This is a genomic window from Pseudomonas mangrovi, assembly GCF_003052585.1.
GTDB lineage: Bacteria > Pseudomonadota > Gammaproteobacteria > Pseudomonadales > Pseudomonadaceae > Aquipseudomonas > Aquipseudomonas mangrovi.
In genome coordinates, this window is record NZ_QASN01000014.1 from 79,551 (window position 1) to 106,068 (window position 26,518).

At 64.9% G+C, this 26,518-nt stretch carries 24 protein-coding genes and 1 tRNA gene; 14 read left to right on the forward strand and 11 right to left on the reverse strand.

Annotated elements, in window-relative coordinates; all coding sequences use genetic code 11:
* Positions 1-293 precede the first annotated feature (293 nt).
* The 3 genes from nadE to DBO85_RS07785 are packed head-to-tail and all read right to left on the reverse strand — an operon-like array spanning position 294 to position 2,984.
* On the reverse strand, positions 294-1,121 hold the full coding sequence (gene nadE / locus DBO85_RS07775) for an ammonia-dependent NAD(+) synthetase (RefSeq protein ID WP_108106696.1): 828 nt from the start codon (positions 1,119-1,121) through the stop codon (positions 294-296).
* 10 nt (positions 1,122-1,131) lie between these two features.
* A complete protein-coding gene (pncB, locus tag DBO85_RS07780) occupies positions 1,132-2,337 on the reverse strand; it encodes a nicotinate phosphoribosyltransferase (protein WP_108106697.1) in 1,206 nt (401 codons plus the stop codon).
* Positions 2,338-2,342: 5 nt separating this feature from the next.
* Positions 2,343-2,984, reverse strand: a complete 642-nt coding sequence (locus DBO85_RS07785) for a nicotinamidase (RefSeq protein WP_108106698.1) — start codon at positions 2,982-2,984, stop codon at positions 2,343-2,345.
* 99 nt (positions 2,985-3,083) lie between these two features.
* Here DBO85_RS07785 and DBO85_RS07790 point away from each other — a divergent pair, with 99 nt between their 5' ends.
* From DBO85_RS07790 to DBO85_RS07810, 5 genes are all read left to right on the forward strand, one after another.
* Positions 3,084-3,776: an NUDIX domain-containing protein gene (locus DBO85_RS07790; protein ID WP_108106699.1), complete on the forward strand. Its 693-nt coding sequence runs from the start codon at positions 3,084-3,086 to the stop codon at positions 3,774-3,776.
* 57 nt (positions 3,777-3,833) lie between these two features.
* Positions 3,834-4,064, forward strand: coding sequence for a hypothetical protein (locus tag DBO85_RS07795; protein ID WP_108106700.1), 231 nt, complete (start codon positions 3,834-3,836; stop codon positions 4,062-4,064).
* Positions 4,065-4,160: 96 nt separating this feature from the next.
* The gene (aceK, locus tag DBO85_RS07800; protein WP_108106701.1) at positions 4,161-5,882 is read left to right on the forward strand and encodes a bifunctional isocitrate dehydrogenase kinase/phosphatase; all 1,722 of its coding nucleotides are present in this window, start codon (positions 4,161-4,163) and stop codon (positions 5,880-5,882) included.
* Positions 5,883-6,172: 290 nt separating this feature from the next.
* Positions 6,173-7,738 (forward strand): methyl-accepting chemotaxis protein, encoded by a 1,566-nt coding sequence (locus DBO85_RS07805; RefSeq protein ID WP_108106702.1) that lies wholly within the window; start codon positions 6,173-6,175, stop codon positions 7,736-7,738.
* Positions 7,739-7,783: 45 nt separating this feature from the next.
* Positions 7,784-8,365: a tRNA-uridine aminocarboxypropyltransferase gene (locus tag DBO85_RS07810; protein WP_108106703.1), complete on the forward strand. Its 582-nt coding sequence runs from the start codon at positions 7,784-7,786 to the stop codon at positions 8,363-8,365.
* 12 nt (positions 8,366-8,377) lie between these two features.
* Here DBO85_RS07810 and DBO85_RS07815 read toward each other — a convergent pair whose 3' ends face one another.
* Positions 8,378-8,779 carry a YbaN family protein gene (locus DBO85_RS07815; protein ID WP_108106704.1) on the reverse strand — a complete coding sequence of 134 codons (402 nt, stop codon included), beginning with the start codon at positions 8,777-8,779 and terminating at the stop codon, positions 8,378-8,380.
* A gap of 22 nt (positions 8,780-8,801) precedes the next feature.
* Positions 8,802-9,386: a UPF0149 family protein gene (locus DBO85_RS07820; RefSeq protein WP_108106705.1), complete on the reverse strand. Its 585-nt coding sequence runs from the start codon at positions 9,384-9,386 to the stop codon at positions 8,802-8,804.
* Between the two features lie 189 nt (positions 9,387-9,575).
* Here DBO85_RS07820 and recQ point away from each other — a divergent pair, with 189 nt between their 5' ends.
* On the forward strand, positions 9,576-11,702 hold the full coding sequence (gene recQ, locus DBO85_RS07825; RefSeq protein ID WP_108106706.1) for a DNA helicase RecQ: 2,127 nt from the start codon (positions 9,576-9,578) through the stop codon (positions 11,700-11,702).
* A gap of 19 nt (positions 11,703-11,721) precedes the next feature.
* Positions 11,722-12,060 (forward strand): low molecular weight protein tyrosine phosphatase family protein, encoded by a 339-nt coding sequence (locus tag DBO85_RS07830; RefSeq protein WP_108106707.1) that lies wholly within the window; start codon positions 11,722-11,724, stop codon positions 12,058-12,060.
* Positions 12,061-12,253: 193 nt separating this feature from the next.
* On the opposite strand, the gene DBO85_RS07835 is transcribed toward DBO85_RS07830, so the two are convergent.
* Positions 12,254-12,329: transfer RNA gene (locus DBO85_RS07835), tRNA-Asn, on the reverse strand.
* A 67-nt stretch (positions 12,330-12,396) separates the two neighbouring features.
* Positions 12,397-13,590, reverse strand: a complete 1,194-nt coding sequence (locus tag DBO85_RS07840; RefSeq protein WP_108106708.1) for an amino acid aminotransferase — start codon at positions 13,588-13,590, stop codon at positions 12,397-12,399.
* Positions 13,591-13,913: 323 nt separating this feature from the next.
* Between DBO85_RS07840 and uvrB the strand changes: the two genes are divergently transcribed.
* The 6 genes from uvrB (at position 13,914) to DBO85_RS07870 (ending at position 21,125) form a co-directional block, all read left to right on the forward strand.
* Positions 13,914-15,929 (forward strand): excinuclease ABC subunit UvrB, encoded by a 2,016-nt coding sequence (gene uvrB / locus DBO85_RS07845; RefSeq protein ID WP_108106709.1) that lies wholly within the window; start codon positions 13,914-13,916, stop codon positions 15,927-15,929.
* A 24-nt stretch (positions 15,930-15,953) separates the two neighbouring features.
* Positions 15,954-17,870 carry a TIGR00341 family protein gene (locus DBO85_RS07850; RefSeq protein ID WP_108106710.1) on the forward strand — a complete coding sequence of 639 codons (1,917 nt, stop codon included), beginning with the start codon at positions 15,954-15,956 and terminating at the stop codon, positions 17,868-17,870.
* A gap of 114 nt (positions 17,871-17,984) precedes the next feature.
* Positions 17,985-18,422 carry a transcriptional regulator SlyA gene (gene slyA, locus DBO85_RS07855; RefSeq protein ID WP_108106711.1) on the forward strand — a complete coding sequence of 146 codons (438 nt, stop codon included), beginning with the start codon at positions 17,985-17,987 and terminating at the stop codon, positions 18,420-18,422.
* The gene (locus DBO85_RS07860; protein WP_108106712.1) at positions 18,422-19,840 is read left to right on the forward strand and encodes a DHA2 family efflux MFS transporter permease subunit; all 1,419 of its coding nucleotides are present in this window, start codon (positions 18,422-18,424) and stop codon (positions 19,838-19,840) included. The genes slyA and DBO85_RS07860 overlap by 1 nt, the downstream gene beginning before the upstream one ends.
* The gene (locus tag DBO85_RS07865; RefSeq protein ID WP_108106713.1) at positions 19,837-20,118 is read left to right on the forward strand and encodes a SelT/SelW/SelH family protein; all 282 of its coding nucleotides are present in this window, start codon (positions 19,837-19,839) and stop codon (positions 20,116-20,118) included. Before DBO85_RS07860 ends, DBO85_RS07865 begins: the two co-directional genes overlap by 4 nt.
* A gap of 194 nt (positions 20,119-20,312) precedes the next feature.
* On the forward strand, positions 20,313-21,125 hold the full coding sequence (locus DBO85_RS07870) for a UDP-2,3-diacylglucosamine diphosphatase (RefSeq protein WP_108106714.1): 813 nt from the start codon (positions 20,313-20,315) through the stop codon (positions 21,123-21,125).
* Between the two features lie 135 nt (positions 21,126-21,260).
* Here DBO85_RS07870 and DBO85_RS07875 read toward each other — a convergent pair whose 3' ends face one another.
* The 3 genes from DBO85_RS07875 to DBO85_RS07885 form a co-directional block, all read right to left on the reverse strand.
* Entirely contained in the window at positions 21,261-22,652 is a 1,392-nt protein-coding gene (locus DBO85_RS07875) for an adenylate/guanylate cyclase domain-containing protein (RefSeq protein WP_108106715.1), read from the reverse strand.
* Positions 22,653-22,841: 189 nt separating this feature from the next.
* Complete coding sequence (locus tag DBO85_RS07880) at positions 22,842-23,411, reverse strand: HD domain-containing protein (RefSeq protein WP_108106716.1); 570 nt, start codon at positions 23,409-23,411, stop codon at positions 22,842-22,844.
* A 14-nt stretch (positions 23,412-23,425) separates the two neighbouring features.
* On the reverse strand, positions 23,426-23,743 hold the full coding sequence (locus DBO85_RS07885; RefSeq protein WP_108106717.1) for an Mpo1-like protein: 318 nt from the start codon (positions 23,741-23,743) through the stop codon (positions 23,426-23,428).
* Positions 23,744-23,872: 129 nt separating this feature from the next.
* Between DBO85_RS07885 and DBO85_RS07890 the strand changes: the two genes are divergently transcribed.
* On the forward strand, positions 23,873-24,874 hold the full coding sequence (locus tag DBO85_RS07890; protein WP_108106718.1) for an AraC family transcriptional regulator: 1,002 nt from the start codon (positions 23,873-23,875) through the stop codon (positions 24,872-24,874).
* A 168-nt stretch (positions 24,875-25,042) separates the two neighbouring features.
* Here DBO85_RS07890 and DBO85_RS07895 read toward each other — a convergent pair whose 3' ends face one another.
* Positions 25,043-26,494 (reverse strand): TrkH family potassium uptake protein, encoded by a 1,452-nt coding sequence (locus DBO85_RS07895; RefSeq protein WP_108106719.1) that lies wholly within the window; start codon positions 26,492-26,494, stop codon positions 25,043-25,045.
* Between the last annotated feature and the right edge of the window lie 24 nt (positions 26,495-26,518).

Here is a 26,518-nt window from a genome sequence, read left to right on the forward strand (position 1 = left end):
CGGCCCAACCTACGGCTTCTGATCATTCCCATGCTCCGCGTGGGAGTGCAGTTGCAGACGCTCTGCGTCTGCGGGAGGCGGAGAGTTCCTAGGCCAGGAGCCAGGGCATCATCCGATGGTTGGCGGGGCATTGTTGGGCCTCGCGGCCCAACCTACGGCTTCTGATCATTCCCATGCTCCGCGTGGGAGTGCAGTTACAGACGCTCTGCGTCTGCGGGACGCGAAGCGTCCCGGGATCAGGTGCCCCCGCCGGAGCCTGGGCACCATCGGGGCGCCACCCAACCTACCAACAGTCAGGGCGCGAACGGCAGTTCCCGCTTGTGGCGAGTAGCGTCGTAGGTGCGCACGATGCGCTGGTAGGCGGCGTCGCTGACCTTCTGGCCGTGCAGGAATGCGTCGATCTCGGCGTAGCTGACGCCGTGGGCGTCCTCGTCCGGCTTGCCGGGGTTGAGCTCTTCCAGATCGGCGGTGGGCACCTTGAGCGCCAGCTTTTCCGGCGCACCCAGCTCGCGGGCAATGGCACGAACCTGGCCCTTGACCAGCCCCGCCAGCGGCGTGAGGTCACAGGCGCCGTCACCGAACTTGGTGAAGAAGCCCATCACCGCCTCGGCGGCGTGGTCGGTGCCGATCACCAGGCCATTGCAGGCATTGGCGATGGTGAACTGGGCAACCATGCGGATGCGCGCCTTGACGTTGCCGAGCACGAAGTCGCGACGCTCCGGGGTCAGTGTTTCCAGGCTCGCCGTCTGCGCGGCCAGGCCACGGACGCTGGCTTCGATGTTGACGGTCTGCAGCTCGTCGGCGCGAATGAAGTCGATGGCCATCTGCGCGTCGGCCTCGTCATGCTGCACGCCGTGCGGCAAGCGTACGGCAATGAAGCGGTAGGTCGCATCACCTGTCTCGGCGCGCAGCTCTTCCACGCACAGCTGCGCCAGACGGCCGGCGGTGGTGGAGTCGACGCCGCCGCTGATGCCCAGCACCAGGGTCTTGAGCCCGGCATTGCGCAGGCACTGCTTGATGAAGGCCTTGCGCCGCTCGATCTCGGCGAGCAGCTGGCTGCGTTCGTTGAATGGCGGGACCACCTGCAAGGCGGCGGCGATTTCGGTTTGACGGTCGGTCATGCTGATGTCCTCAGTTCGGCTCGCTGACGCGAAAGACGTGTTTCAGATAGGCGACGAACTGTTCGTCGCGGCATTGGGTCTTGCCAGGGGCATCGGAGATCTTCGCCACCGGTTGACCATTGCAGGCGGTCATCTTGATGACGATGTTCATCGGTTCGACACCGGGTATGTCGCAGGTCAGGTTGGTGCCGATGCCGAAACTCGCATTGATCCGCCCCTGCAGGGCGCGGTGCAGCTCGAGGCTCTTGCGAAAGTTCAGACCATCGGAAAACACCAGTGTCTTGCTGCGCGGATCGATTCCCAGCGCCTGGTAGTGGGCGATGGCCTTCTCCGCCCAGGCGAAGGGGTCTCCCGAGTCGTGGCGCAGGCCGTCGAAAAGCTTGGCGAAGTAAAGGTCGAAGTCACCGAGGAAGGCATCCATGTTGATGCAGTCGGTGAGGGCGATGCCCAGCTCACCGCGGTACTCGCGTACCCAGCAGTCAAGCGCCGCCTTCTGGCTGTCGATCAGGCGCGGCCCCAGTTGCTGGTGCGCCATCAGCCACTCGTGGGCCATGGTGCCGATGGGGCGCAGACCGTACTCGCGCGCCAGGTGCACATTGCTGGTGCCGACGAAGTGGCCGGGGAACTCGCGTTGCATCACGTGCACCATTTCCTCCTGCACGCGGTAGGAAAAGCGTCTGCGGGTGCCGAAGTCGGCGACCTGCAGGCCGGCCAGTTCCTCGCTGCTGGCATTGCTGCCGAGCCAGTCGAGCTTGCGGTAGAGCTGCTCGCGCGCCTGCTCGAGGATGACGTCGCGATAGCGATAGCGGTTGCGCACTTCGCTGATGATCGACAGCAGCGGAATCTCGAACAGGATCACGTGCAGCCAGGGCCCACGCAGACGGATCGACAGCTGGCCGTCTTCGATACCGGTGAAGACGTGGCGCAGGTTGAAGCGGAACAGGCTGAGGAAGCGGATGAAGTCCGGCTTGAGAAACGGAATCTTCTCGAGGAACTTGACCTGGTCGGCGCTGATCTGCAGGTCTTCCAGGCGCTCGATCTGATGACGGATCTCGGCCAGGTACGGCCGCAGATCCTCGCCGTTGCGGCAGCGCATCTCCCATTCGACTTCGGCATTGGGGTAGTTGTGCAGTACCGCCTGCATCATCGTCAGCTTGTAGAAGTCGGTGTCCAGCAGGTTCTGTACGGTGCGCTCGGCAAATACGCTTTCGCCCATGATTCTTACTCCCTGTCCGCGGCTGTCGCGGCATCCAGTTCTGGCAGATTGCGGCACAGGACTATGCCGGCATCGCGCATCGCGGTACAGGCCGTCTGCGCGCCGTTTTCGTCGATTGCTCGACAGGCTGGCAGATAGACCACCACGGCCAGTCCGGCACGACGCAGTTGCAGCGCGGTGGTGCTGACGCAGTAATCCAGTGCCAGGCCCCCCACCAGCACCAGGTCGACTCCGGCCTGGCGGAGGAATTCGATTACCCCGGTGCTGCGCCGCTCGCCCAGGTCGTGGTAGCAGGCGCCGTAGGGGTGCATGTCCGGCTCGACGCCTTTCCAGACGAAGAAGTCGTAGTCCACCGGCGCCGGCAACCCGTCGAGCAGTTCGAAACCTGCGGTGCCCGGTACACAGTGGCTGACCCAGGTCAGGTCGGCGTTGGCCAGCGGCAGCGGTTGCAGCATCTGCGTCGCGTCACTGACCACCCAGGCGGCCTGGGGGCTGTGCGCATCCTTGCTACCGACGCGCAGGTGCGCGCGACTGGCCATCTCATTGAGTGCCGGCACTATCTGATCGCCGCCGGCTACCGGCAGCTCGCTCGGGCAGAGCGGGGTGAAGCCTTTCTGGGCATCGACATCGAAGCTGGCGATTCTCATGATTGCGACTCCTTTTGCGTGGGGCTGGCTACATAATCCATCTGATGTAATATGTCGTCAAGCAGATTGTTGAACCCGCCTGGCGGGACAGGAGCACGAATGAGCAGGGCCGAAGTACTGGCGAGTGTGGACATGGTCGCACTGCGCCTGAATGAACAGGGTGCGCTGCAGCTGCTGCTGCTGCGCCGCGCGGCGGCACCTTTCGCCGACAGCTGGGCGCTACCCGGCGTACTGGTCAACGGGCGCATGGCCGATGCCAGCCTGGACGACGCGGCGGCACGTGCGCTGCGTGACAAGGCACGGGTCGAACCGGCGCACCTGGAGCAGGTGGCTACCGTAGGCAACGCCGAGCGCGATCCGCGCGGCTGGTCATTGAGCACCATCTATCTGGCGTTGTTGGCGCCGCAGCAGGCAGTCGATGCCGAAGATCTGCGCTTTGTCGAGTTGGCCGCGGTGCTCGACGGCAGTCTGGCGCTGCCCTTCGACCACAGCGAACTGGTAGCGCAGGCGGTCGAGCGCCTGGCGGCCAAGGCGGTCTACAGCTCGTTGCCGCTGTCGCTGCTGGCCGAGCGCTTCACCGTCACCGAGGCGTTGGCGGCGTTTCAGGCCTGTCTGGGCCAGGCGGTGCAGCACACCACGCTGCGCGGCCGGCTGGAGCGGATGAAAACCGAGGGCTGGTTGCGCGATACCGGCGAGCGCAACCGGCCGCCGATGGGCCGCCCGCAGAATGTGCTGGAGCGGGTCTCCGAGCGCGGCCGGGTGTATCTTTTCGACCGCAGCATGCTCGGCTGACTGAACCTTGCGTGAGCGCCGTGACCCAATCCTTACTGATGTACGGCGGATGAAATCATGGCTCTCTGGAAGATCGTATTTTCCCGGCACAACAACACCGATGTCCTGATGCTCGATGCTGATTCGGCGCCTGATGTGGAGCAGGCCTCGAAGGCGCTGCTGGCGCACGCACGGGTGCATTTCGAGCGCCAGGAGGCGGATATCGACGCGCAACCGGAACAGACGCCGGCGGTGCGGCTGGCCGAGTGCTACGGCATTACCCTCACCGGAATCGCGCGCAGCGAGTGATTCGTTGCGAAGCAGGGTATTGGACTCTCGGATGGCTTTCCTTGCCGCCGGCCACTGGCTAAGCTCGCGGTTCCCTAGCGCAGCAGAGATGTTCCCATGCCTCAGCAATGGCCGGCCGCCGAGATCGCCCGTCAGATCCTCGAAGGTTTCGATGTCTACCGCGAGTCCTTTCGCGGCATTACCGCCGGCGCCCGGTCGCGCTTCGAGCAGGCGCAGTGGCAGGAGGCCCAGCAGGCTTCGGCCGAGCGGATCAATCTGTACGAGGATCAGGTCACCCAGACGGTAGGCAGGCTACGCGGCGAGTTCGAGGAAGTTCTGCTGCTGGACGTCAACCTCTGGCCGCTGGTGAAGAGTGCCTACATCAACCAGATCGATCTGCGCTTCGACGACGAGCTGGCGGAAACCTGGTTCAACTCGATCTTCTGCGGGCTGTTCAGCCACGACTGCATCAGCGATGGCTGCATGTTCATCCACACCACCCGTCCCTCGTTGCGCAACCACGAGCGCGGGGTGCAGACGCGCAATTACCTGCCGCGCGGCAACCTCAAGGCGGCGCTGAGCGAAATCCTTCACGACTATCGCTTCGACGTTCCCTACGCCCAGCACGAGCTGGACCTGCAGCGCCTCGAGGACCGTTTGCGCGGCAACCTGCCGGACTGGGTCTGCAAGGACCCGGAGCTGTGCATCGAGCTGATTTCCTCGACCTTCTATCGCAACAAGGGCGCCTACCTGGTCGGCCGCATCTTCACCCCGGACGAGCAGTGGCCGCTGGTGATTCCGCTGGTACACCCGGAAGGCCGCGGCATCGTGGTCGATACGCTGATCACCGACGAGGCGGAGGTATCGATCATCTTCTCCTTCACGCGCTCCTACTTCATGGTCGAGATCGCCGTTCCGGCCGAATTCATCGGTTTCCTCAAGCGCATCCTGCCGGGCAAGCAGATCGCCGAGCTGTACACCTCGATCGGCTTCTACAAGCACGGCAAATCCGAGTTCTACCGCTCGCTGATCAATCACCTGGCGCGCTCCGACGACCGCTTCGTGATGGCGCCGGGTGTGCGTGGCATGGTCATGAGTGTGTTCACGCTGCCGGGCTTCAACACCGTGTTCAAGATCATCAAGGACAAGTTCTCGCCGTCGAAGAACGTCACCCGCGAGACCGTCATCGAGAAGTACCGGATGGTGAAGAGCGTCGATCGGGTAGGGCGCATGGCCGATACCCAGGAGTTCTCCGACTTCCACTTCCCGAAGAGCAAGTTCGACCCGGAATGTCTCGAAGAGCTGCTCGAGGTGGCGCCCTCTACCGTCGAGCTGCAGGGTGACACCGTGCTGGTGCGGCACTGCTGGACCGAGCGGCGCATGATTCCGCTGAACATCTACGTCGAGACCGCGGGCGAGACGCAGGTGCGCGAGGCGCTGTATGACTACGGCATGTCGATCAAGCAACTGGCGGCGGCGAACATCTTCCCCGGCGACATGCTGCTGAAGAACTTCGGCGTTACCCGTCACGGTCGGGTGGTGTTCTACGACTACGACGAGATCAGCTACCTGACCGAGGTGAATTTCCGGCGCATCCCCGAGGCGCGTTACCCCGAAGACGAGATGTCTTCCGAGCCCTGGTATTCGGTCGGTCCGAACGACGTGTTCCCGGAAGAATTCCCCACCTTCCTGTTTGCCGACATCAAGCTGCGCCGGTTGTTTTCCCAGCTGCATGGCGATCTCTACACCGCCGAATACTGGCAGGGTCTGCAGGACGCGATTCGTGCCGGCAAGGTCATCGACGTGTTTCCCTATCGGCGCAAGGACGATTGCGAATGAAGCCCCGCATGCAGTCCGGCGCCTGCCACTGAACTCTTGGCGACGGCGGTCGTCGATCTCCTGAACCCACCGAGATCGAGGAGCTGGCCATGCAAGTGCAAGATCCCCTGAGCGCGGTCTGCCTGGTAGGCTCCGCGCTGTTTCTCGCCATCGCCCTGGCCGGGCTGGCGTATTCCTGAACAGGCAACCGGTACCGCCCGCGAGTTTCTCGCGGGCGGGTTCGCTGCTGCGCGTGCAACTGGCGATTTCTCTGCTAGAACCAAGGAGTCACCTTCGAAGGATCGAATCACATGCGCCAGAATCTGCCCGTTACCCAGCGAGAAAGAAGCTTTGCCGCGGATGATCGACTGATTTCGACCACCGATCTGCACGGCAAGATCACCTACTGCAATGACGCCTTCGTCGACGTCAGCGGATTCACCCGCGAGCAGCTGATCGGCCAGCCGCATAATCTGGTGCGCCACCCGGACATGCCGCCGATGGTCTTCAGCCACATGTGGTCGACGCTCAAGGAAGGCAAGCCGTGGATGGGCGTGGTCAAGAACCGTTGCCAGAACGGCGACTTCTACTGGGTCAGTGCCTACGTCACGCCGATCTGGGAAGACGGTCGGATGGCCGGCTTCGAGTCGGTGCGCAGCCTGCCGAGCCAGGCGCAGAAGCAGCGCGCCGATCGACTTTACGCCCGGTTGCGCGCCGGAAAGTCCCCGGTCTCCAAACTCGATCACCTGACCCACGACTTCGCCCGCTGCTGGCCGCTGATTGTCGCCGGTCTGGTGATCGTCGGCGCCCATGTTCTGCTCGATCATTACTGGCTGGTCGGTTTCGTCCTGCTGGTGATGTTTGCCCTGGGCTCCTACCAGCTGTACAGCCAGCGGCAGATGATTCGCCGAACCCTGGCCGAGCATCCCAGGGCCTTCACCAGTGCCCTGGTGGCGCTGACCTACAGCGACAATCGTGGCGCCCAGGCATTGCTCGACATGGCCATGATCAGCGAGGAGGCGCGGTTGCAGACGGCCTTGACCCGGCTGGAGGATGCCGGCGAGAACGTCCGGCAGCGTGCCCGGCAGTCCGCCGAGCTGGCGCGTTCGGAAGCCGAGCTGCTCGACCAGCAGCGCAGCGAGACGGATCAGTCGGCCACCGCGATCAATCAGATGGCCGCGACCATCCAGGAGGTCGCGCACAACGTCCAGAACACCTCGCAGGCCGCAGCGGAGGCCGAGCGCCTGACCAGCCACGGGCGCGGCCTGGCCGACGCCAGCCAGGTGGCGATGCAGCAGATGGTGCGATCGGTGGAGGAGATCGGTCAGGCGGTCAACGAACTGGCGAATTCGACCCAGTCGATCGGCAGTGTTGCCGATGTGATCACCTCGATCGCCGAGCAGACCAACCTGCTGGCGCTCAACGCGGCGATCGAGGCGGCGCGAGCGGGTGAGCAGGGCCGCGGCTTTGCCGTAGTCGCGGATGAGGTTCGCGCGCTGGCCGGGCGTACCCGTGACTCGACCCAGCAGATCCACCAGATCGTCGCTGCCCTACGCAGTGCCGCCGAGCGCGCGGTACAGACCGCCAGTCAGGGCGAATCCATCTCGCGGCAGAGTGTGCAGAGCGTCACCGAGGTGGATCACGCCCTGGGCGGCATCAGCGAATCGGTCAGCCGGATCAGCGCCATGAGTCAGCAGATGGCCTCGGCTGCAGAACAGCAGAGCCACGTGGCCGAGGACATCAGTCGGCAGATCACCCGCATCGCCCAGCTGTCCGATCACAGTGCGGCGCAGGCGCAGGAGGGCGCGCAGATCAGCGTCGATCTGGAGCAGATGGCCGGCCAGCTGCACAGCCTCGCCGAGCGTTTCAATCGCTGAGCCCGTCTGGGCTGTGGCAGACTGCGCGGCCGAAGGAGGCCGCGCATGCGTCGTAGTGTCTGCGAGCGTTGCTCGCGCCCGCAGAGTCATTGTCTCTGCCCGCTGATTCCCAGTCTCGACAGCCGTACCCGGGTACTGATCCTGCAGCACCCGGACGAGCGTGCGCATGCGTTGAACACCGCTCGTCTGGCCGCCCTGGGCCTGCGCAACGCCGAGCTGCGGATCGCTGAACGGGTGGAAGAGGTGCTGGATGACGGGGCGACCTGGCTACTGTTTCCCGCTGAGCATGCAGTGCCGCTGTCCAGCCTGGCCGCGTTGCCAGGGCCGCAGCGGTTGGTAGTACCCGACGGCACCTGGCGCAAGGCGCGTAGGCTGCTGCATCTCAATCCTGGCCTGAGTGCACTGCCCAGGGTCAGCCTGGGCGCAGGCCTGGTGTCGCGCTACCGCGTGCGCAAGGTGCCGGGCGAAGGCGCGCTCTCGACCATCGAGGCGATAGTCGCGGCGCTCAACGCGCTGGAAGGAGAAGGGCGCTTCGACGAGCTGCTCAGACCCTTCGATGCCCTGATCGAGGGGCAGATAGCAGCGATGGGCGAGGCGACCTACAGGCGCAATCATCTGCGCGAGTAGAGGCGCTGCTGTTCAGTCGAGTCGGCGGGTCTTCTGACGCAGGATGTAGATGCTTACCAGCACGGCACTGCTGAGCATGAACAGACGCGCCCAGAGCAGCGGCACCAGCCAGCAGGAAAAGCCGATACCGGCCCACATCAGTCCGATTGCCCAGATCTTGCCGCGCAGCGGGATGCCGTTGCCATCCAGATAGTCGCGAATCCACGGACCCAGTTGCGGGTGGGTGACCAGCCACAGGTAGACGCGCCGCGAGCTGCGTACGAAGCAGGCGGCGGACAGCAGGAGAAACGGAGTGGTCGGCAGGACCGGCAGGAATATGCCGATCACCCCCAACACCAGGCTCAGCCAGCCGATCGTCAACAGCGCGTAGCGCACCACTGGGCTACGGCTCAGGCGCGGCTCGTCGATCGGCATGCGGGCGCCTGGCGGCGGTGGGTCAGTGGCGCGGCTTGAGCAGGGCGGGCTTTTCGTCCGGGGCGTTGAACAGTAGAAACAGCGCGGTCAGCAGCTCCGGAATCTGTTCGACCATCTCGTCCATCAGGTCGCGGTCGCGGGCGATCTCGGCGAATTCTTCCTGTTCCTCGAACAGGCCGGAGCCGACCATGATCGGCAGCAGCAGCTCGCTGACCTCGTCCTCGGCATTCTCGAACCAGGCGGCTTCGCGCAGGAACACGCCTTCCATGAAGCCGATACACCAGCCGCGGATGTCGGAGTCATCCGGCTCCTCGCCCAGGTCGGCGGCACAGGGCAACTCCGGCTCGTCGTCGCTGGCGAGCTGGCGGGCGATGTGCGCCTGCAGCTGGATCAGCGTGGCCTCGATTTCATCGCGCTCGGCGTCGCTGCGGTAGTGCGGCGGCTCGGCGAACAGGGCGTCGATCCACTCGCGCTCGGGAACCTGTGAGGAGCAGATCGACAGCGCGGTCAGATAGCCATGGGCCGCCACGTAATCCAGGGCCTCCTCGTGCAGGTCATCGGCGTCGAGAAAGGCTTGCAGGCGGTGCAGTTGCTCGGCAAAGGACATCGGTGACTACCTTGGATCAAGTGGACAGACGCGGATTCTAGCCGGTTATACAGGCCTGCGCGGGCTTTTTGCTGCGCCTGCGCGGGGTTGCTGCGCGGTGCGGTGGTGAGCCTGGCTATAATGCCGCCCTTTCTGCCGGCGCATGCCTCGTGCCGCGGCAGGCCGTTCACAGGCAGCTCCGGAGTTTCCATGCTCGAAAACGCCCAGCGCATACTCAAAGACGTCTTCGGCTACGACAAATTCCGTGGACGTCAGGGCGCGATCATCGAACGGGTCGCGGCGGGCGGCGATGCGCTGGTGCTGATGCCCACCGGCGGCGGCAAGTCGCTGTGCTTCCAGGTGCCGGCGCTGCTGCGCCAGGGCCTGGCGGTGGTGGTCTCGCCGTTGATCGCGCTGATGGATGATCAGGTGGCCACGCTCGACGAGTTGGGCGTCGCCGCGGTCGCACTCAACTCGACGCTGAGCGCCGACGAACAACGACTGATTGCCGAGCGCATTCGTCGCGGCGAGATCAAGCTGCTCTACGTCGCTCCCGAGCGCCTGGTCCAGCCGCGCATGCTGGCTTTCCTGCAGAACCTGGAAATCGCCCTGTTCGCCATCGACGAGGCCCATTGCGTCTCCCAGTGGGGGCACGACTTCCGCCCTGAATACCTGCAGCTCGGCCAGCTCGCCGAACTCTTCCCCGGCGTGCCGCGCATCGCCCTGACCGCCACCGCGGACATGCGCACCCGTGAAGAGATCGTCCAGCGTCTGCATCTGGAGAACGCCGAGCGTTTTCTCTCCAGTTTCGACCGCCCGAACATCTTCTACCGCATCCTGCCCAAGGATCAGCCACGCAAGCAGCTGCTGGCCTTTCTCGCCCAGCGCAAGGGCGACGCCGGCATCGTCTACTGCATGTCGCGCAAGAAGGTCGAGGAGGTGGCCGCCTACCTCAGCGAGCAGGGCTTTCCCGCGTTGCCGTACCACGCCGGGCTGCCGAACGAGCTGCGCGCCTTCAACCAGAAGCGCTTCCTCAACGAGGAAGGGCTGATCATGGTCGCGACCATCGCCTTCGGCATGGGCATCGACAAGCCCAACGTGCGCTTCGTCGCCCACCTGGACCTGCCAAAGTCGCTGGAAGCCTACTACCAGGAAACCGGTCGCGCCGGCCGTGACGGTCTGCCGGCCGAGGCCTGGATGGCCTACGGCCTGCAGGACGTGATCTTTCTCAAACAGATGCTCAGCAACTCCGAGGGCGACGAGCGCCACAAGCGTCTGGAGCAGCACAAGCTCGACGCCATGCTCGCCTTGTGCGAACAGGTCACCTGCCGGCGCCAGGCATTGCTGGCCTATTTCGACGAGCAGATGCCAGAACCCTGCGGTCACTGCGACATCTGTGTCGACGGCGTGCAGACCTGGGACGCCACCGAGCCGGCACGTCAGGCACTCTCGGCGATCTATCGCAGCGGGCAGCGCTATGGCGTCGGTCATCTGGTCGACATCCTGCTCGGGCGTGACAACGACAAGGTGCGCAGCCTGGGGCATCAGCACCTGAGCGTGTTCGGCGTCGGCAAGGCACTGGGCGAGGCCGAATGGCGCACGCTGTTCCGTCAGCTGGTGGCGCGGGGGCTGGTCGACGTAGATATCGAAGGCTTCGGCGGCCTGCGCCTGAACGACGGCTGCCGGCCGTTGCTGCGTGGTGAGGTGGGCCTGGAGCTGCGCCGCGATCCCAAGCCGCAGAGCAGCAGCAAGGGCGGTGCGAGCAGTGCCAGCCAACTGGTGCGCGGCGAGGAGCGTCAGCAGTGGGAGGCGCTGCGCACGTTGCGGCGCAAGCTGGCCGAGGAACATGGCGTACCGCCCTACGTGATCTTCCCCGATTCGACCCTGCTGGAAATGCTCCGCAGCCAGCCCACCAGCCTGAGCGAGATGGCCCGCGTCAGCGGCGTCGGCGCACGCAAGCTGGAGCGGTATGGCGAAGCCTTCCTGGCGGTGCTTGCCGGTGGCGAGAGCGCCCCGGCGCCGGTCGCCGACCTGCGCCACGAGCTGGTCAGCCTGGCGCGTGCGGGCATGACCCCGAGCCAGATCGCCAGCCAACTGGCGTGCACCGAGAAGAATGTCTATGCGCTGCTGGCCGAGGCCATCAGCCGCCAGCAGCTGAGTCTGGAGCAGGCGCTGGATCTGCCCGAAGACCTGCTCGGCGAGATCCAGGATGCATTCCTCGATGGCGATGCCGAACTGCCACCGGCCAGCAGCATCGCGGAATTGTTCGCCGGAAGAGTAGAGGAGGGCGTGCTGCACTGCGTGCGCGCGGCGTTGGCGGCGGAGTTCGACGGCTGATGTCGGCGGGAGCGGTCAAGTGAGCAGCGATGTTCGTCATCTGTTGTTCGTCTGCAGTCGCAACCAGTGGCGCAGCCCCACCGCGGAGGCGTTGTGGCGCCGGCATCCGGGATTGGCGGTGCGTTCGGCAGGCACCAGCCCGAAGGCGCGGCGCACGATCAGTGCTGCGGATGTCAGTTGGGCCGACGTCATTTTGGTGATGGAGTCCAAGCACAAGAGCCGCCTGGTCGCAGACTATTCCCGATTGCTGCAGGGCAAGGCCCTCTACGTGCTGGATATTCCAGACGACTACGGCTACATGGACCCGGAGCTGGTGGAGATGCTGGAAATCTCCGTGGCTGCCTGCCTGGAGTTGTAGCTAGACCAGCGACTTCGCGACCGCGCTGCGGCGTAACCCACCGCAGGGACTTTGATGCGGACGCGGCGTTGAACGGCGCAATGCGCCGCGTTTATTGCGCTCGACGAAGGTGGCTAATCTGGGATGGAGTTCCTGCCCGGCGAGAGTCCGGCGGACACAAAAAAGCCCCGGGGTTAACCGAGGCTTTCGAATTTGGCTCCGCGACCTGGACTCGAACCAGGGACCCAATGATTAACAGTCATTTGCTCTACCGACTGAGCTATCGCGGAACAACGGGGCGTATCCTACTGATTAAAAAGGGGAAGTCAAGCGCACAAACGACTTCCCCCGGCGTCCTCAGATCACCTTGGCGATGGCTTCGGTCACCGCCTTGAGATTGCCGTTGTTCAGTGCCGCCACGCAGATGCGCCCGGTGCCGACGGCGTAGATACCGTACTCGCTCTTAAGTCGCTCTACCTGGGCGGTGCTCAGGCCCGAGTAGGAGAACATGCCGCGCTGGCGGGCGACGAAGCTGAAGTCGCCGGCACCCAGGGCCGCGAGCTGCGCGACCATGGCCTCGCGCATCGCGCGGATACGCTGGCGCATCTCGCCCAGTTCGGCTTCCCACATCGCCCGCAGTTCCGGGCTGTTGAGGACGTTGCCGACCACGGTGGCGCCGTGGGTTGGCGGGTTGGAGTAGTTGGTGCGGATCACCCGCTTGACCTGCGACAGCACGCGGCCGGCTTCCTCCTGGCTGGCGGTGACGATCGACAGTGCGCCGACGCGCTCGCCATACAGCGAGAAGGACTTGGAGAAGGAGCTGGAAACCAGGAACTGCAGGCCGGACTCGGCGAACAGGCGCACCGCCTCGGCGTCTTCCTCGATGCCGTCGCCAAAGCCCTGGTAGGCGATGTCGAGGAAGGGCACCAGCTCACGCTCGCGCAGCACTTCCAGAACCGCCTTCCAGTCATCGCTGGACAGATCGACGCCGGTCGGGTTGTGGCAGCAGGCATGCAGCACGACGATCGAGCGTGCCGGCAGGGCGCGCAGGTCGTCGAGCATGCCGGCACGGTTCACGCCGTGGCTGGCGGCGTCGTAGTAGCGATAGTTCTGTACCTCGAAGCCGGCGGACTCGAACAGTGCGCGGTGGTTCTCCCAGCTCGGATCGCTGATGGCGACCACGGCGTCGGGCTGCAGGCGCTTGAGGAAGTCGGCGCCGATCTTCAGTGCGCCGGTGCCGCCGATCGACTGGGTGGTGACCACGCGACCGGCGCTGATCAGCGGTGAGTCGCTGCCGAACAACAGTTTCTGCACGGCCTGGTCATAGGCCGCGATGCCTTCGATCGGCAGGTAGCCGCGTGGCGCATGGGCGGCAATGCGTGCCTTCTCGGCTTCGGCCACGGCGCGCAGCAGCGGAATGCGACCTTCCTCGTTGTAGTAGACGCCCACTCCGAGGTTGACCTTGCTGGCGCGGGTGTCCGCGTTGAAGGCTTCATTCAGTCCCAGGATAGGGTCGCGCGGAGCCATTTCGACGGCAGAGAAGAGACTCATGATGGGCAGCTCGAGTAGGGAGAGGGGGCGATGCAACACCCTCACCGCTCGGCGCTAGGGTGGTGCGCAAACGGGGCGGTATTATAGCGGCCATGCCTGTCGGCTGCGACCACCGATGAGGAATTTGTCGGCGATTTCAGCCAGGTCGAACGTTGTTGCTCATGCACCGGTCCGAGTGCCTATGCTGTTGCCGGTTTGCTTGTGCGGCGCCAGCCGTACAGGTCGTTCCCGTGTGTCACTGGCCTTCCATTGCGCCGCGCCAGCCCCCATCTTATGCACCCAGAGATTCCGGGCCCCTGCGCCCAAAAGCGTTTGAGGTCGTGATGTCCGAGTTCCAGCTGGTAACCCGTTATACCCCCGCCGGCGATCAGCCCGAGGCGATCCGGCAGATGGTCGAGGGCCTCGAGGCCGGGCTGTCGCACCAGACCCTGCTCGGGGTGACCGGCTCGGGCAAGACCTTCAGCATCGCCAACGTGATCGCCCAGGTGCAGCGGCCGACGCTAGTGCTGGCGCCGAACAAGACCCTGGCGGCGCAGCTCTACGGCGAGTTCAAGAGCTTCTTCCCGAACAACGCGGTGGAGTACTTCGTTTCCTACTACGACTACTACCAGCCGGAAGCCTACGTACCCTCTTCGGATACCTTCATCGAGAAGGATTCCTCGATCAACGACCATATCGAGCAGATGCGCCTGTCGGCGACCAAGGCCCTGCTGGAAAGGTCGGACGCGATCATCGTCACCACCGTCTCGTGCATCTATGGTCTGGGCAGTCCCGAAAGCTACCTGAAGATGGTGCTGCACCTGGACCGTGGCGATCGGATGGACCAGCGCGAACTGCTGCGCCGCCTGGCCGACCTGCAATACACCCGCAACGACATGGATTTCGCCCGCGCCAGCTTCCGCGTGCGCGGCGACGTGATCGACGTGTTTCCGGCCGAATCGGACCTGGAGGCGATCCGCATCGAGCTTTTCGACGACGAAGTGGAAAGCATCAGCGCCTTCGATCCGCTCACCGGCGAGGTGATCCGCAAGCTGCCGCGCTTCACCTTCTACCCCAAGAGCCACTACGTGACGCCGCGCGAGACGCTGCTCGATGCGGTCGAGCACATCAAGGTCGATCTCAAGGAACGGCTGGAGTTCTTCCATGCCAACGGCAAGCTGGTCGAAGCCCAGCGGCTGGAGCAGCGCACCCGTTTCGACATCGAGATGATCCTCGAGCTGGGTTACTGCAACGGCATCGAGAACTACTCGCGCTATCTCTCCGGACGCCCGGCCGGTGCGCCGCCGCCGACGCTGTACGACTACCTGCCGGCCAACGCGCTGCTGGTGATCGACGAGTCGCACGTCAGCGTTCCCCAGGTCGGCGCCATGTACAAGGGCGATCGCTCGCGCAAGGAAACCCTGGTGGAGTACGGCTTCCGCCTGCCCTCGGCGCTGGACAACCGGCCGATGCGCTTCGAGGAGTGGGAGGCGGCCAGCCCGCAGACCATCTTCGTCTCGGCGACGCCCGGCCCCTACGAGGGCGAGCACGCGGGGCGGGTGGTCGAGCAGGTGGTACGCCCGACCGGCCTGGTCGACCCGCAGATCGAGGTGCGTCCGGCGCTGACTCAGGTCGACGATCTGCTCTCGGAGATTGGCAAGCGCGTGGCGTTGGAGGAGCGCGTGCTGGTCACCACCCTGACCAAGCGCATGGCCGAGGACCTGACCGATTACCTGGGTGATCACGGCGTCAAGGTGCGCTACCTGCACTCGGACATCGACACGGTGGAGCGGGTCGAGATCATCCGCGACCTGCGCACCGGGGTGTTCGACGTGCTGGTCGGCATCAACCTGCTGCGTGAGGGCCTGGACATGCCCGAGGTGTCGCTGGTGGCGATCCTGGATGCCGACAAGGAAGGCTTCCTGCGTAGCGAACGTTCGCTGATCCAGACCATCGGCCGGGCTGCGCGCAACCTCAACGGCCGGGCGATTCTCTACGCCGACCGCATGACCGGCTCGATGGAGCGTGCAATCGGTGAGACCGAACGCCGGCGCAACAAGCAGATCGCGTTCAACGAGGCCAACGGCATAACCCCGAAAGGTGTGAAGAAAGACATTCGCGACATCATGGAAGGCGCCGTAGTGCCTGGCTCGCGCAGCAACAAGCGCAAGGGCATGGCCAAGGCTGCGGAGGAGAGCGCCGCCTACGAGGCGCAGCTGCGCTCGCCAAGCGAGATCACCAAGCGCATCCGCCAGTTGGAAGAAAAGATGTACCAGCTGGCCCGCGACCTGGAGTTCGAGGCCGCCGCCCAGCTGCGCGACGAGATCCAGAAATTGCGTGAGCGTCTGTTGCAGGTCTGATTGCCGATTGCCAGGGAGAGCAGCATGAACACTGAGGTTCCAGTAGTCACCGAATCGACCGTAGACACTGCGCCTGCGCCCGTCTGGATCCTGCTCTACGAGCCGGAGGACGAGCAGGAGGTACACGCGCGCGTATTGCCGAGTTTCGCCGCCAGCAGCGAGGCACAGGTCTGGCCGCGTGACGAGAGACTACCGGATCTGCCGCGCGGCACTCGGGTGGCCACCTGGTTGTGCGATGCGGCGCTCAAGCAGGTGATTCCGGAAGCGGGCCGTCAGGGCTGGGTTATCGGCCTGCTGCCGCACCCGCAGATGCCCAACGCGCGTTTTGGCTTCGGTATCGCCAGCCGCCTGGAGCAGGCCCAGGAAGATCTCTCCCAGTTACAGATGGACGTCGATCTGCTGTATTGCAACGACGAACCGGTGTTCAACGCGGTTCTCGCCGGTGACAGCTACAGCCTCAAGCCCGCGCGTGATCCCGGCGAAGGTCTGTGGCGTCGCCTGCGCCGCTTTGTGCGCCTGATGCCGGCGCTGAACAGGCTACGTCTGCGCCCCTTTCGCCTGGAAACGCAAAAGGAAAAGGTCATCGAGACCGCGGCGCTGGGCATCGTCGCGGTGGAGCACGGGCGCAGCAATCCGCTGTCGCGGCGCTTGCTGGAGGATTCCAGCGTCAACGACGGGATGCTCCACGCACTGGTGCTGGCGCCGCGCAGTGTGATGGAATTTCTGCGCTTCCTGCTCGCTTCGGTGCTGTTGCCGGCCCGACAAAGCAACGCACTGCCACCGTTCGTTGGCCATATCAAGAGCCAGCGCCTGCGCGTCAGCAATGGCTCACCGTTTGACTATGTGGTGGATGGCGTGCCGGGCAACGGCTGCGAGCTGGAGCTGCGGGTGGAGCAGAAGGCTTTCAGTCTGGTGCCCGGCCGATACCTGAGCATCGGCAAGGCCTCCGGCAAGGAGAGCTTCCGTACTGAGTCGCTGCCGGTGGGCGAGGCGCGCAAGGCGCTGGTCGCCTACCCGATGCCGTGGATTCACCACGCCGCGACCGAGGAGTTTCGCGACCTCTTCCTGGTCCTGCGCGACAACGCGCGGGCCTCCCAGGTCTTTCTGACGCTGATGGTGCTGGCCACGTTGCTGGCCTGCGTCGGTCTGTTCGCCGGCTCGGCCCCGGTGATCATCGGCGCGATGATCCTGGCGCCGCTGATGTCGCCGATCATCTCGCTGGCGATGGGCGTGCTGCGCCAGGATGAGCGCCTGATGACCGAAAGCTTCCGTACCCTCTGCGTGGGCATCGGGCTGGCGTTGCTCTGCGCCACGCTGCTGACCCTGCTGGTGCCGCTGCAGACGCTGAACAACGAGATATCCGCGCGCCTGCAGCCAACCCTGCTGGACCTGGCGGTGGCGGTCATCTCCGGCGTCGCCGGCGCCTATGCCCACGCCCGCGCCGAGGTCGCCAAGAGTCTTGCCGGGGTCGCCATCGCCGTCGCCCTGGTGCCGCCACTGGCGGTCACCGGCATGGGTCTGGGCTGGCTCGACTGGCACGTCTTCTCCGGCGCCTTCCTGCTGTTCCTGACCAACCTTGCCGGCATCGTTCTGGCGGCGGCGCTGACCTTTCTGGCGCTCGGCTACAGTCCCTTCAGCCGCGCCCGTCGTGGCCTGCTGCTGTCGCTGATGCTGGTCATCATGGTCAGCGTGCCGCTGGCGCTGGGCTTCCAGCGGATGGTCGACGAGCACCGCGTCCAGCGCACCCTGGACGGGTGGGACGTGGCAGGAGTGACGCTGCAGGACGTCAGCGTGCGCCCCGGCGAGCCGATGCATCTGCAGCTGCGGGTGCTCTCGCCCAGACCGCTGACCGAAACCGATCTGGACGCGATCAAACAGGCCATCGAGGAGCGCCTGCGGCGCTCGGTGCGGCTGGAGGTGGTGATCGCCATCCTGCGCTGAGTTTTGCCCTGGGTCATTCCAAGGGAGGATTTCTTCACAGCCTGGCGTGTGCGCTTGGACAAATTACCGAGGTTATGGTTAGTTGACTAATAGTTGATTTCGTCGGTAGTTGTCATGTCGCAAAAGATCGAAAAGCACCTGTTTGCCTCTCAGCTGGCGCAGCTCTCCCGTGCCTGGCGCGCCGAGCTCGACCGGCGTCTGGCCGACCTGGGGCTGTCCCAGGCGCGCTGGCTGGTCCTTCTTTATCTGTCGCGCTTTGAACACGAGCCGACCCAGCGCGAGCTGGCCCGCAGCGTTGGGGTGGAAGGGCCGACCCTGGCGCGGCTGCTCGATGCGCTGGAAGCCCAGGGCCTGGTCAGCCGGCAGCCGGTGGCGGATGACCGTCGCGCCAAGCGCATCGTGCTCTGCCCATCGGCCACACCGCTGATCGAACGGATCGAGAAGATTTCCGCGCAGCTGCGTAGTGAGCTGTTCGCCGGCATCGACGAGGACGACCTCAATCGCTGTCTGGCGGTCCATGCCAAGATACTCGGCAATCTGGAACGGCACTGATGGCTCAGGATCTGCAGGCACTGCGGCAACGCTACGGCCCGCGCTATCCGGTCTGGCTGACGGCGTTGCTGATGACCGGCAGCATGGCGATGATCCTCGCCTCGACCAGCATCAACGTCGCGCTGCCGGCGATCATGGACGATTTCTCCATCGGTCGGCCCCTGGCGCAGTGGCTCTCCACCGGCTTTCTCGCGTCGATGACGGCCGGCTTGCTGCTCGCCGCCGGCAGCCAGGCGCGGCTGGGTACCCGCAGCAGCGCGCAGCTGGCCCTGGGCATCTTCATACTTGCTTCAATCCTCGCGCTGGTCGCCGAGCAGGCCTGGCAACTGATTGCCCTGCGCATCGTGCAGGGCTTCTGTGCGGGCCTGCTGCAGCCCCTGTCGATGGTGTTGATCTTCCGCCTGTTCGATGGCCCCGGACGCGGCATGGCGCTGGGCATCTACGGCATGGGCGTGATGGTCGCGCCGACGCTCGGGCCGAGCATCGGCGGCTATCTGATCGATCATTTCGACTGGCACTCGGTGTTCTGGATGCCGCTGCCGATGTGCGTGGTGGCGTTGCTGGGCGGCATCTGGCTGCTGCCTGGGGAGCGTCAGCGAGGCGCGGCTCGGGTCGATCTGCTGGCCTTCGTGTTGCTCTGTGTCGCGCTGTTCGCTCTGCTGGGCGCCCTGGCCGAGGCGCAGCGCTTCGGCTGGGGCAACCCGCGCGCCTGGGTGCCGGCGCTGCTCGGTAGCGTCGCGACGCTGGCGTTCTACCTGCGCTCGCGGCGCCAGGCGCAGCCGCTGTTGCCGCTGCAGCTGTGGCGCAATCCGTCGTTTCGCAGTGCCAGTTGGGTGGCGCTGGTGCTGGGCATGGGCCTGTACGGATCGACCTATCTGCTGCCGCTGTTCCTGCAGACGGTGGAAGGCTACAGCGCTGGCCTTGCCGGGGTGATGCTGTTGCCGACCGGCTTCGTGCTGGGCATCGCTTCGTTCATCGGTGGCTGGGCGACCGACCGCTTTTCTGCCGTGGTGCTGCTGGTCGGCGGCCTGCTGATCTTCGCCCTGTCGATGGCCGGGCTGGGCTGGGTCGAGCAGGGCAGCAGCTTTCTGGTGTTGTGCCTGTGGGCCTGCCTGGGGCGTTTCGGCCTCGGTCTGCTGCTGCCGGCGCTGAGCACCGGCTCGATGGATGTGCTCAGCCCCGAGGAGCTTTCCCAGGGCGCCGGGGCGATCACTTTCGTGCGCCAGCTCGGCGGGGCTTTCGGCATCAACCTGCTGACCTACTTCCTGGAGTGGCGCCATCTCGCCGAAGGCACCGGCACGGCGGCGAATGCCGAGGCCTTCCGCCAGACCTTCTGGCTGGTCGCGCTGCTCTTTCTCCTCGCTGCGGTGCCCGCGCTGGGCGTGCGCCGCCGGCAGTTTCCGGACCCGCACCCATGAGCGAAGGCAAACCTGAAGTCATCATCACCTATTGCCGGCAGTGCCAGTGGATGCTGCGCGCCGCCTGGCTGGCGCAGGAGCTGCTCAGCACCTTTTCCGAAGAGCTTGGCCGGGTGAGCCTGGAGCCAGGCACCGGAGGCGTGTTCCGCATCAGCTGCGACGGCATCCAGCTGTGGGAGCGCAAGGCCGATGGCGGCTTTCCCGAGGCCAAGGTGCTCAAGCAGCGCCTGCGCGACCTGATCGACCCGCAGCGCGATCTGGGGCACAACGACCGCTAGCGCCGTCCGCGGCTGGTGGCTGCCCGACATTCGTTGGTCCTCGCGTTGCTCGGCGCCAATCTACGTAATCCGTGGTCCTCGGCGGGGCCATCCGGCGCAGGACTGTTCGCGGTTCATCGCGACGTCACGCACTGGTCATCCAGCGTTCACGCACCCTGCGCACCATCGAGCAAACCCCCAGCCGGAGTTTGCCCATGAGCAGCGCCGAAGCGATCCGCCCCAACCGCAAGCAGGTCGTGCGAACCCTGTGGATTTCCGATGTTCACCTCGGTACCCGGGATTGCCAGGCCGAGCACCTGACGCGCTTTCTCAAGCGCTACAAGCCCGAGCGGGTGTACCTGGTCGGCGACATCATCGACGGCTGGAAACTGCGCTCCGGGGTCTATTGGCCGCAGAGCCACAGCAACGTGATCCGCTGTCTGCTGACCATGAGCAAGCGCGGTACCGAGGTGATCTACGTCACCGGCAACCACGACGAATTTCTGCGCCGTTACTCGCGTCTGGCACTGGGCAATATCCGCCTGGTCGACGAGGCCGAGCACCGTACCGCCGATGGCCGCCGGCTGCTGGTGATCCATGGCGACCAGTTCGACGTCATCACCCGCTACCACCGCTGGCTGGCCTTTCTCGGCGATTCCGCCTACGGCTTCACCCTGGTGCTCAATCGCTGGCTCAACCACTGGCGCAGCCGCTGGGGCTACGGCTACTGGTCGCTGTCGGCGTACCTCAAGCACAAGGTCAAGACGGCGGTCAGCTTCATCGGTGACTTCGAGCAGGCGATTGCCCACGAGTGCGTGCGCAGGGGCTTCGACGGGGTGGTCTGCGGGCATATCCATCACGCCGAGATGCGCCACATCGGCGAGGTCGAGTACCTCAACTGCGGCGACTGGGTGGAATCCTGCACGGCGCTGATCGAGCATCCGGACGGGCACATCGAGCTGTATCGGCTGGCGCAGCAGCAGGACGTGGCGGTGGAGCTCAAGCCGGTGGAAGTCGAGGCGGCCTGACCGGCTGCCGCGAGCCAGTCATGCCCGGTGAAGGTGAGTGTGGCTGATGGGTGATGGCGATCTTCGGTCAGCTGAACCTCAGCCTGGCGCCGGCAGAGGAGAGCGCTTTGCAGAAGCCGTTCGACGCGTTCGCGCTTACAGGATGACCTTGTCGCGCAGCTTCTGCGCGGCCTGATTGAGCGCCTGGATCACCCGTTCCTTGTCGAAGTTCTGGATGCCGTTGGTGTCCAGGTACATCGAGAAGCCCGGCAGCTCGTGCTCGACGTAGCTGGCGTTGGCGCCCAGGTCACGGCGGAAGTCCACCACCTGATAGATCTGCACCGGGCGGCTGAAGCCCTTGACCGGGATCTGGCCCTTGTCGCGGCACATGATCACGTCCTTGGCCAGCGAGTAGGTCTCGTGGGAAATCAGGATCTCGCCGGCTTCGGCGGCGCTTTCCAGGCGGCTGGCGAGGTTCACGTCGCGGCCGATGATGGTGTAGTCCATGCGCGTGTCGGCGCCGAAGTTGCCCACGGTGCAGTAGCCGGTGTTCAGGCCCATGCGGATTTCCAGCGGCTTGGTGATGCCCTGGGCGCGCCACTGCTGGCGCAGAACCTTCATGTGCTTGCGCATGGCGATGGCCATGGAGACGGCGTTCACCGCGTCCTTCTTGGCGCCCTGGGTGGTCGGGTCGCCGAAGAACACCATCACGCTGTCGCCGACGAACTTGTCGATGGTGCCGCCGTACTTGAGGGCGATCTTCGACATCTCGTTGAGATAGGTATTGAGCAGATCGGTGAGGGCTTCGGCCTCGAGTTCTTCGGACAGCTCGGTGAAACCCTTGATGTCGGAGAAGAATACCGTGAGCTTCTTGCGCTGGGTTTCCAGGCGCACGCTCTTCTTGCCGCTGAAGATCGAGGCCCAGACCTGCGGTGACAGGTATTTCGACAGGTTGCGTGCCAGACGGTCGGCCTTTTCCTGTTCGCGCTGGATATCCAGTTGCGCCTGCGCCAGGCGCATCCCCTGCTGGTGCACGAAGTAGGCGCTGATGCAGATGTACAGGGTGGTGAAGAGCACGCTGACCACCCCCAGCAGGATCGGTGTCTCCGCCTTGAACTGCGGGTTGACCAGGACGCCGGTCATCAGCAGGCCGCTGGCGGCCGCCAGTAGCGCCATGCCCAGGTAACGCAGGCCGCCACCGATCAGCGCGCTGAAGCACAGCGTCAGCATGAACATCAGGCTCGGAATCACCGAGAAGCCGAGCAGCACGCAGCCAGCGCCGGCGTGCAGGGCGTCGATGAACAGCAGGATCTGCTGGGTGCTGTCGTTGTGTTCACGGCGGAAGCGCTGGGCGATCTGGTGTACCAGATGCGGGTAGAGCAGGGCGTAGGGGACCATCCAGAGGATGTCGTAGCTGAAATATTGAACGTAGGTGCCGGCTGCGATGCTTGCCGCCGCCGCGATGTAGGCCAGGACGCGGGAGTAATACTCGCGCAGCGGCGTGGTGGCCAGTGCGGTGGAATGCTCGACAGGTGCTGGCTTGTTCAATTGGTCTGGATCCCTGCTGACGGGCTTCCGCTTCTGGCGAGCGGCTATGCCTTGTGGCCGGGGATCATAACCAAGGGGCGGGGTTCGGCCAAGCACGATGGGCGAACGGTACCATCGTGCCGGCCAGCGGTAGTGCGGCCAGGGGCTGTTGCGGAGGCATCGCGGCATTGCGCGGCGCCGCAGCGGGCCCTAGTCCTGTCGGTAGATCGACTGCCTGGGCTTGGCAAACAGCTGGCGCAGCATGGGTTCGAAGAACTCCAGCGGCAGATGTTCGTAGTCCGGATCGAAGGCGGCGGCGTCGTACTTGGCGCAGAACTCGGCGGTGCGCAGATAGTGCGGGTGATCCTTGAACTGCTCGCGCAGGTGCCGATCCATGCCCAGGTGGTGGAAGAAGTAGTAGCCCTGGAAGATCCCGTGCTTCTCCACCATCCAGTGATTCTCCGGGCTGACGAAGGGCTTGAGGATGGCGGCGGCGATGTCCGGGTGGTTGAAGCTGGCAAGGGTGTCGCCGATGTCGTGAAGCAGCGCGCAGACCACGTATTCGTCATCGCGGCCGTCGCGATGGGCGCGCGTGGCGGTCTGCAGCGAGTGGGTCAGACGGTCCACCGGGAAGCCGCCGAAGTCGCCGTCGAGCAGCTTGAGGTGGGTCAGCACGCGGTCCGGCAGTTGTTTCGCGTAGGCGGCAAAGTCGCTGGCGATGATCGCCCAGTCCTCGGCGCTACCGTTTTCCATGTGGGTGAAGCTGGCCTTGGCAGTCATGCAGTCTCTCCCGATCAGAAGCGGATACGTCCGGTAAAGGCATCCTTGAGCATCACCCAGTCGCCGAGCAGGCTGTACAGCGGGTACTGGAAGGTGGCGGGGCGGTTCTTCTCGAAGACAAAGTGGCCAATCCAGGCGAAGCCGTAGCCGACCACCGGCAGGGCGAGCAGCCAGAGCCATTGCTGGCTGGCCAGCACGTAGCCGAGCAGCGCCAGCACCAGCAGGCTGCCGACGTAGTGCAGGCGGCGGCACACCGGGTTGCTGTGTTCGGCCAGGTAGTAGGGGTAGAACTGGGCAAAGCTTGCAAAACGTTCGGTGGTTTGCGCGGACATGGCGTACCTCCTGTCATTGTCTGACCGCCAGTCTAGGCTGGCGGACCGGCACGGCCCAGTGACAATGGGTGCCAGTTTAGTATCCTTGCGCGGCACTTCCGGCCAGCGGCCGCAGAACAAGAACGACTCATGAGCGAACGCACTACTTCCTCAAGCTGGGCGCGCGGCATCGTCGAGGCGCTGGCGCTTGACGGCGTCGACTGCCGGCAGCTGTTCGACGAACTGGGCATGGACTATGCGGCGCTGGACGATCCCGAGGCGCGCTTCCCGCAGGACGGCATGACCCGGCTCTGGCAGCGCGCGCTGGAAATCAGCGGCAACCCTGCGATCGGGCTGAACATGGCACGGGTGGTACGGCCTTCCTCGTTCAGCGTGGTCGGCTACTCGCTGATGTCCAGTCGTACCTTGCGCGAAGGCCTGGCGCGGCTGGTGCGCTACCAGCGGATCATCGCCGAGGGTGCCGACCTGAGCCTGCGCGCGGAGCCTGACTGCTATGTGCTGCGCCTGGCGATCCATGGTGACCGGCTGCCGCCTGCGACGCAGAGTGCCGAGGCGTCGCTGGCCTACATGCTGGCGTTCTGTCGCTGGGTGGCCGGTCCCTCTGTGCAGCCGCTGCAGGTGCGTCTGCAGGGGCCGGCGCCGACCGAGCTGACACGCTACCGCGAGGTATTCGGTGCGCCGCTGCAGTTCGCCAGCCAGGAGTACGCGCTGGTGTTCCCGCGTGACGTACTGGAGCGCCCTTTGCCCACCGCCAACGAGGCGCTGGCGCAACTCCACGACCGCTTCGCCGGCGAATATCTGGCGCGTTTCTCCGACAGCCGCGTCAGTCACATGGCACGTCAGGTGCTCTGCCGCCTGCTGCCGCAGGGTGAGCCCAAGCGCGAGGTGGTGGCGCAGGCGCTGCACCTGTCGCAGCGCACCCTGCAAAGACGCCTGCAGGAGGAGGGCAGCAGTTTCCAGGGATTGCTCGAGGACACCCGTCGCGAACTGGCGCTGCAGTATCTGGCGCAGCCGGAGCGTAGCTTGCTGGAGATCGCCTATCTGCTGGGTTTCGCCGATCCAAGCAATTTCTTTCGCGCCTTCCGCCGCTGGTTCGACTGTACTCCGGGCGAGTACCGCGCCCGGCTGTAGGGCAGGGGGCGCCCACCTCCTGTCGGGTCACGATCTTGGGAGGTGGCCCAAGGTGACGGTGGTTCGGTAAAACCTGGCGAGGAGGCGGAACTCACGAAGGCCTGCCGGGAGCTTCGAGCGCTGTTTTCAGTGCAGCAGACCTGCCGCGCAGCGGACTCTGAGCAGCTCTCAGTGACGCCAGAAACCTGGAGTGATCAGCACCAGCACGGTGATGATTTCCAGGCGGCCCAGCAGCATGCCGATCGACAGCAGCCACTTGGCCGCATCCGGCAGGCTGGCAAAGTTGCCCGCCGGGCCGATCACCGGACCGAGCCCCGGGCCGACGTTGCACACCGCGGTGGCAGCGCCGGTGAGGGCGGTGATCGGGTCCATGCCGAGTAGTGCCAGGCCCAGGGCGATGGCGCCGATGGTGATGGTGAAGAAGAACGAGAAGGTCAGGATCGAACGAACGATTTCCTCGTCCAGCGGATGACCGTTGTACTTCTGGAAGATCACCGCGCGCGGGTGCACCAGTTGCTTGAGGCCGCCGCGCAGCAGGCTGTAAGCCACCTGGAAGCGGAACATTTTCAACCCGCCGCTGGTTGAACCCGAGCAGCCGCCGACGAAGGTCAGGTAGAAGAAGGCCATCACCGCGAAGCCGCCCCAGAGCGTGTAGTCACCCACCGCATAACCGGTGGTGGTGACCACGGACACCACATTGACGGTCACCAGGCGCAGGGCGTCGAGCCAGGCATAGTCGGAGTTGGCCCACAGCCAGAGGCTGAACAGCAGGCAGGTGGCGCTCAGCATCAGCAGGAAACCGCGAACCTGCTGATCGCGCAGCAACGCGCGGCGATTGCCGCGCGCGCTGGCGACATAGAGGGTAAACGGCAGGCTGCCGAGAATCATCATGACCACGGCCACCCAGTGCGTGGCATTGCTGAAGTTGGCCAGCGAGGCATCCGAGGTGGAATAGCCCGCCGTGGAGATCGAGGTCATCGCGTGGTTGATGGCGTCGAACCAGTCCATCCCCGCCAGGCGGTAGGCGAGCGCGCCGAGCAGGGTGATCGAGACGTAGATGCCGAGAATGTATTTGGCCACCACGTGCGAACGTGGCATGACTTTCTCGCCCCAGTCCGACGATTCAGTCTGGAACAGGCGCATACCGCCGACCCGCAGCAGCGGCAGGATCGCCACCGCCATGGCGATGAAGCCGATGCCGCCCAGCCACTGCAGAAGCGAGCGCCAGATCAGCAGGCCGGGGGAGGCGTCGTCGAGGCCGGAGAGCACGGTCGATCCGGTAGTGGTGATACCTGACATCGACTCGAAGAAGGCGTCGGTGAAGCTGATGTGCTGCAGCATGTACATCGGCAAGGCGCCGGCAAAGCACACCGCGAGCCAGCTCAGGGTGGTAAGCATGTACATGTCGCGCGGACGCAGCTGACTGTCGCGCGGGCGGCCGGGTATCACCAGCGCCAGACCGATCAGGAAGGTGATCAGACCGGCCCACATGAAGGCGGAAAGATCTTCGGCATGATCCAGCGCCAGCGAGGTCAGTCCGGGGACTGCCATGCTGACGGCCATGGTGATCAGGAAGATGCCGATGATGAAACCGATGGTGCGCAGGGTCGGCAGGGCCATGGAGGGCTCGGGCGCTGGAATTGA

Bases quoted from the DNA above. Each gene is read 5' to 3' on its own strand.
- nadE (WP_108106696.1), bottom strand. From the start codon at position 1,121: ATGACCGACCGTCAAACCGAAATCGCCGCCGCCTTGCAGGTGGTCCCG.
- DBO85_RS07840 (WP_108106708.1), bottom strand. From the start codon at position 13,590: ATGAGTCTCTTCTCTGCCGTCGAAATGGCTCCGCGCGACCCTATCCTG.
- DBO85_RS07895 (WP_108106719.1), bottom strand. From the start codon at position 26,494: ATGGCCCTGCCGACCCTGCGCACCATCGGTTTCATCATCGGCATCTTC.
- DBO85_RS07810 (WP_108106703.1), top strand. From the start codon at position 7,784: ATGCGTCGTAGTGTCTGCGAGCGTTGCTCGCGCCCGCAGAGTCATTGT.
- DBO85_RS07795 (WP_108106700.1), top strand. From the start codon at position 3,834: ATGGCTCTCTGGAAGATCGTATTTTCCCGGCACAACAACACCGATGTC.
- DBO85_RS07865 (WP_108106713.1), top strand. From the start codon at position 19,837: ATGAGCGAAGGCAAACCTGAAGTCATCATCACCTATTGCCGGCAGTGC.
- DBO85_RS07820 (WP_108106705.1), bottom strand. From the start codon at position 9,386: ATGTCCTTTGCCGAGCAACTGCACCGCCTGCAAGCCTTTCTCGACGCC.
- DBO85_RS07785 (WP_108106698.1), bottom strand. From the start codon at position 2,984: ATGAGAATCGCCAGCTTCGATGTCGATGCCCAGAAAGGCTTCACCCCG.
- DBO85_RS07885 (WP_108106717.1), bottom strand. From the start codon at position 23,743: ATGTCCGCGCAAACCACCGAACGTTTTGCAAGCTTTGCCCAGTTCTAC.
- pncB (WP_108106697.1), bottom strand. From the start codon at position 2,337: ATGGGCGAAAGCGTATTTGCCGAGCGCACCGTACAGAACCTGCTGGAC.
- DBO85_RS07805 (WP_108106702.1), top strand. From the start codon at position 6,173: ATGCGCCAGAATCTGCCCGTTACCCAGCGAGAAAGAAGCTTTGCCGCG.
- uvrB (WP_108106709.1), top strand. From the start codon at position 13,914: ATGTCCGAGTTCCAGCTGGTAACCCGTTATACCCCCGCCGGCGATCAG.
- DBO85_RS07850 (WP_108106710.1), top strand. From the start codon at position 15,954: ATGAACACTGAGGTTCCAGTAGTCACCGAATCGACCGTAGACACTGCG.
- DBO85_RS07815 (WP_108106704.1), bottom strand. From the start codon at position 8,779: ATGCCGATCGACGAGCCGCGCCTGAGCCGTAGCCCAGTGGTGCGCTAC.
- DBO85_RS07870 (WP_108106714.1), top strand. From the start codon at position 20,313: ATGAGCAGCGCCGAAGCGATCCGCCCCAACCGCAAGCAGGTCGTGCGA.
- DBO85_RS07880 (WP_108106716.1), bottom strand. From the start codon at position 23,411: ATGACTGCCAAGGCCAGCTTCACCCACATGGAAAACGGTAGCGCCGAG.
- DBO85_RS07860 (WP_108106712.1), top strand. From the start codon at position 18,422: ATGGCTCAGGATCTGCAGGCACTGCGGCAACGCTACGGCCCGCGCTAT.
- recQ (WP_108106706.1), top strand. From the start codon at position 9,576: ATGCTCGAAAACGCCCAGCGCATACTCAAAGACGTCTTCGGCTACGAC.
- aceK (WP_108106701.1), top strand. From the start codon at position 4,161: ATGCCTCAGCAATGGCCGGCCGCCGAGATCGCCCGTCAGATCCTCGAA.
- slyA (WP_108106711.1), top strand. From the start codon at position 17,985: ATGTCGCAAAAGATCGAAAAGCACCTGTTTGCCTCTCAGCTGGCGCAG.
- DBO85_RS07890 (WP_108106718.1), top strand. From the start codon at position 23,873: ATGAGCGAACGCACTACTTCCTCAAGCTGGGCGCGCGGCATCGTCGAG.
- DBO85_RS07790 (WP_108106699.1), top strand. From the start codon at position 3,084: ATGAGCAGGGCCGAAGTACTGGCGAGTGTGGACATGGTCGCACTGCGC.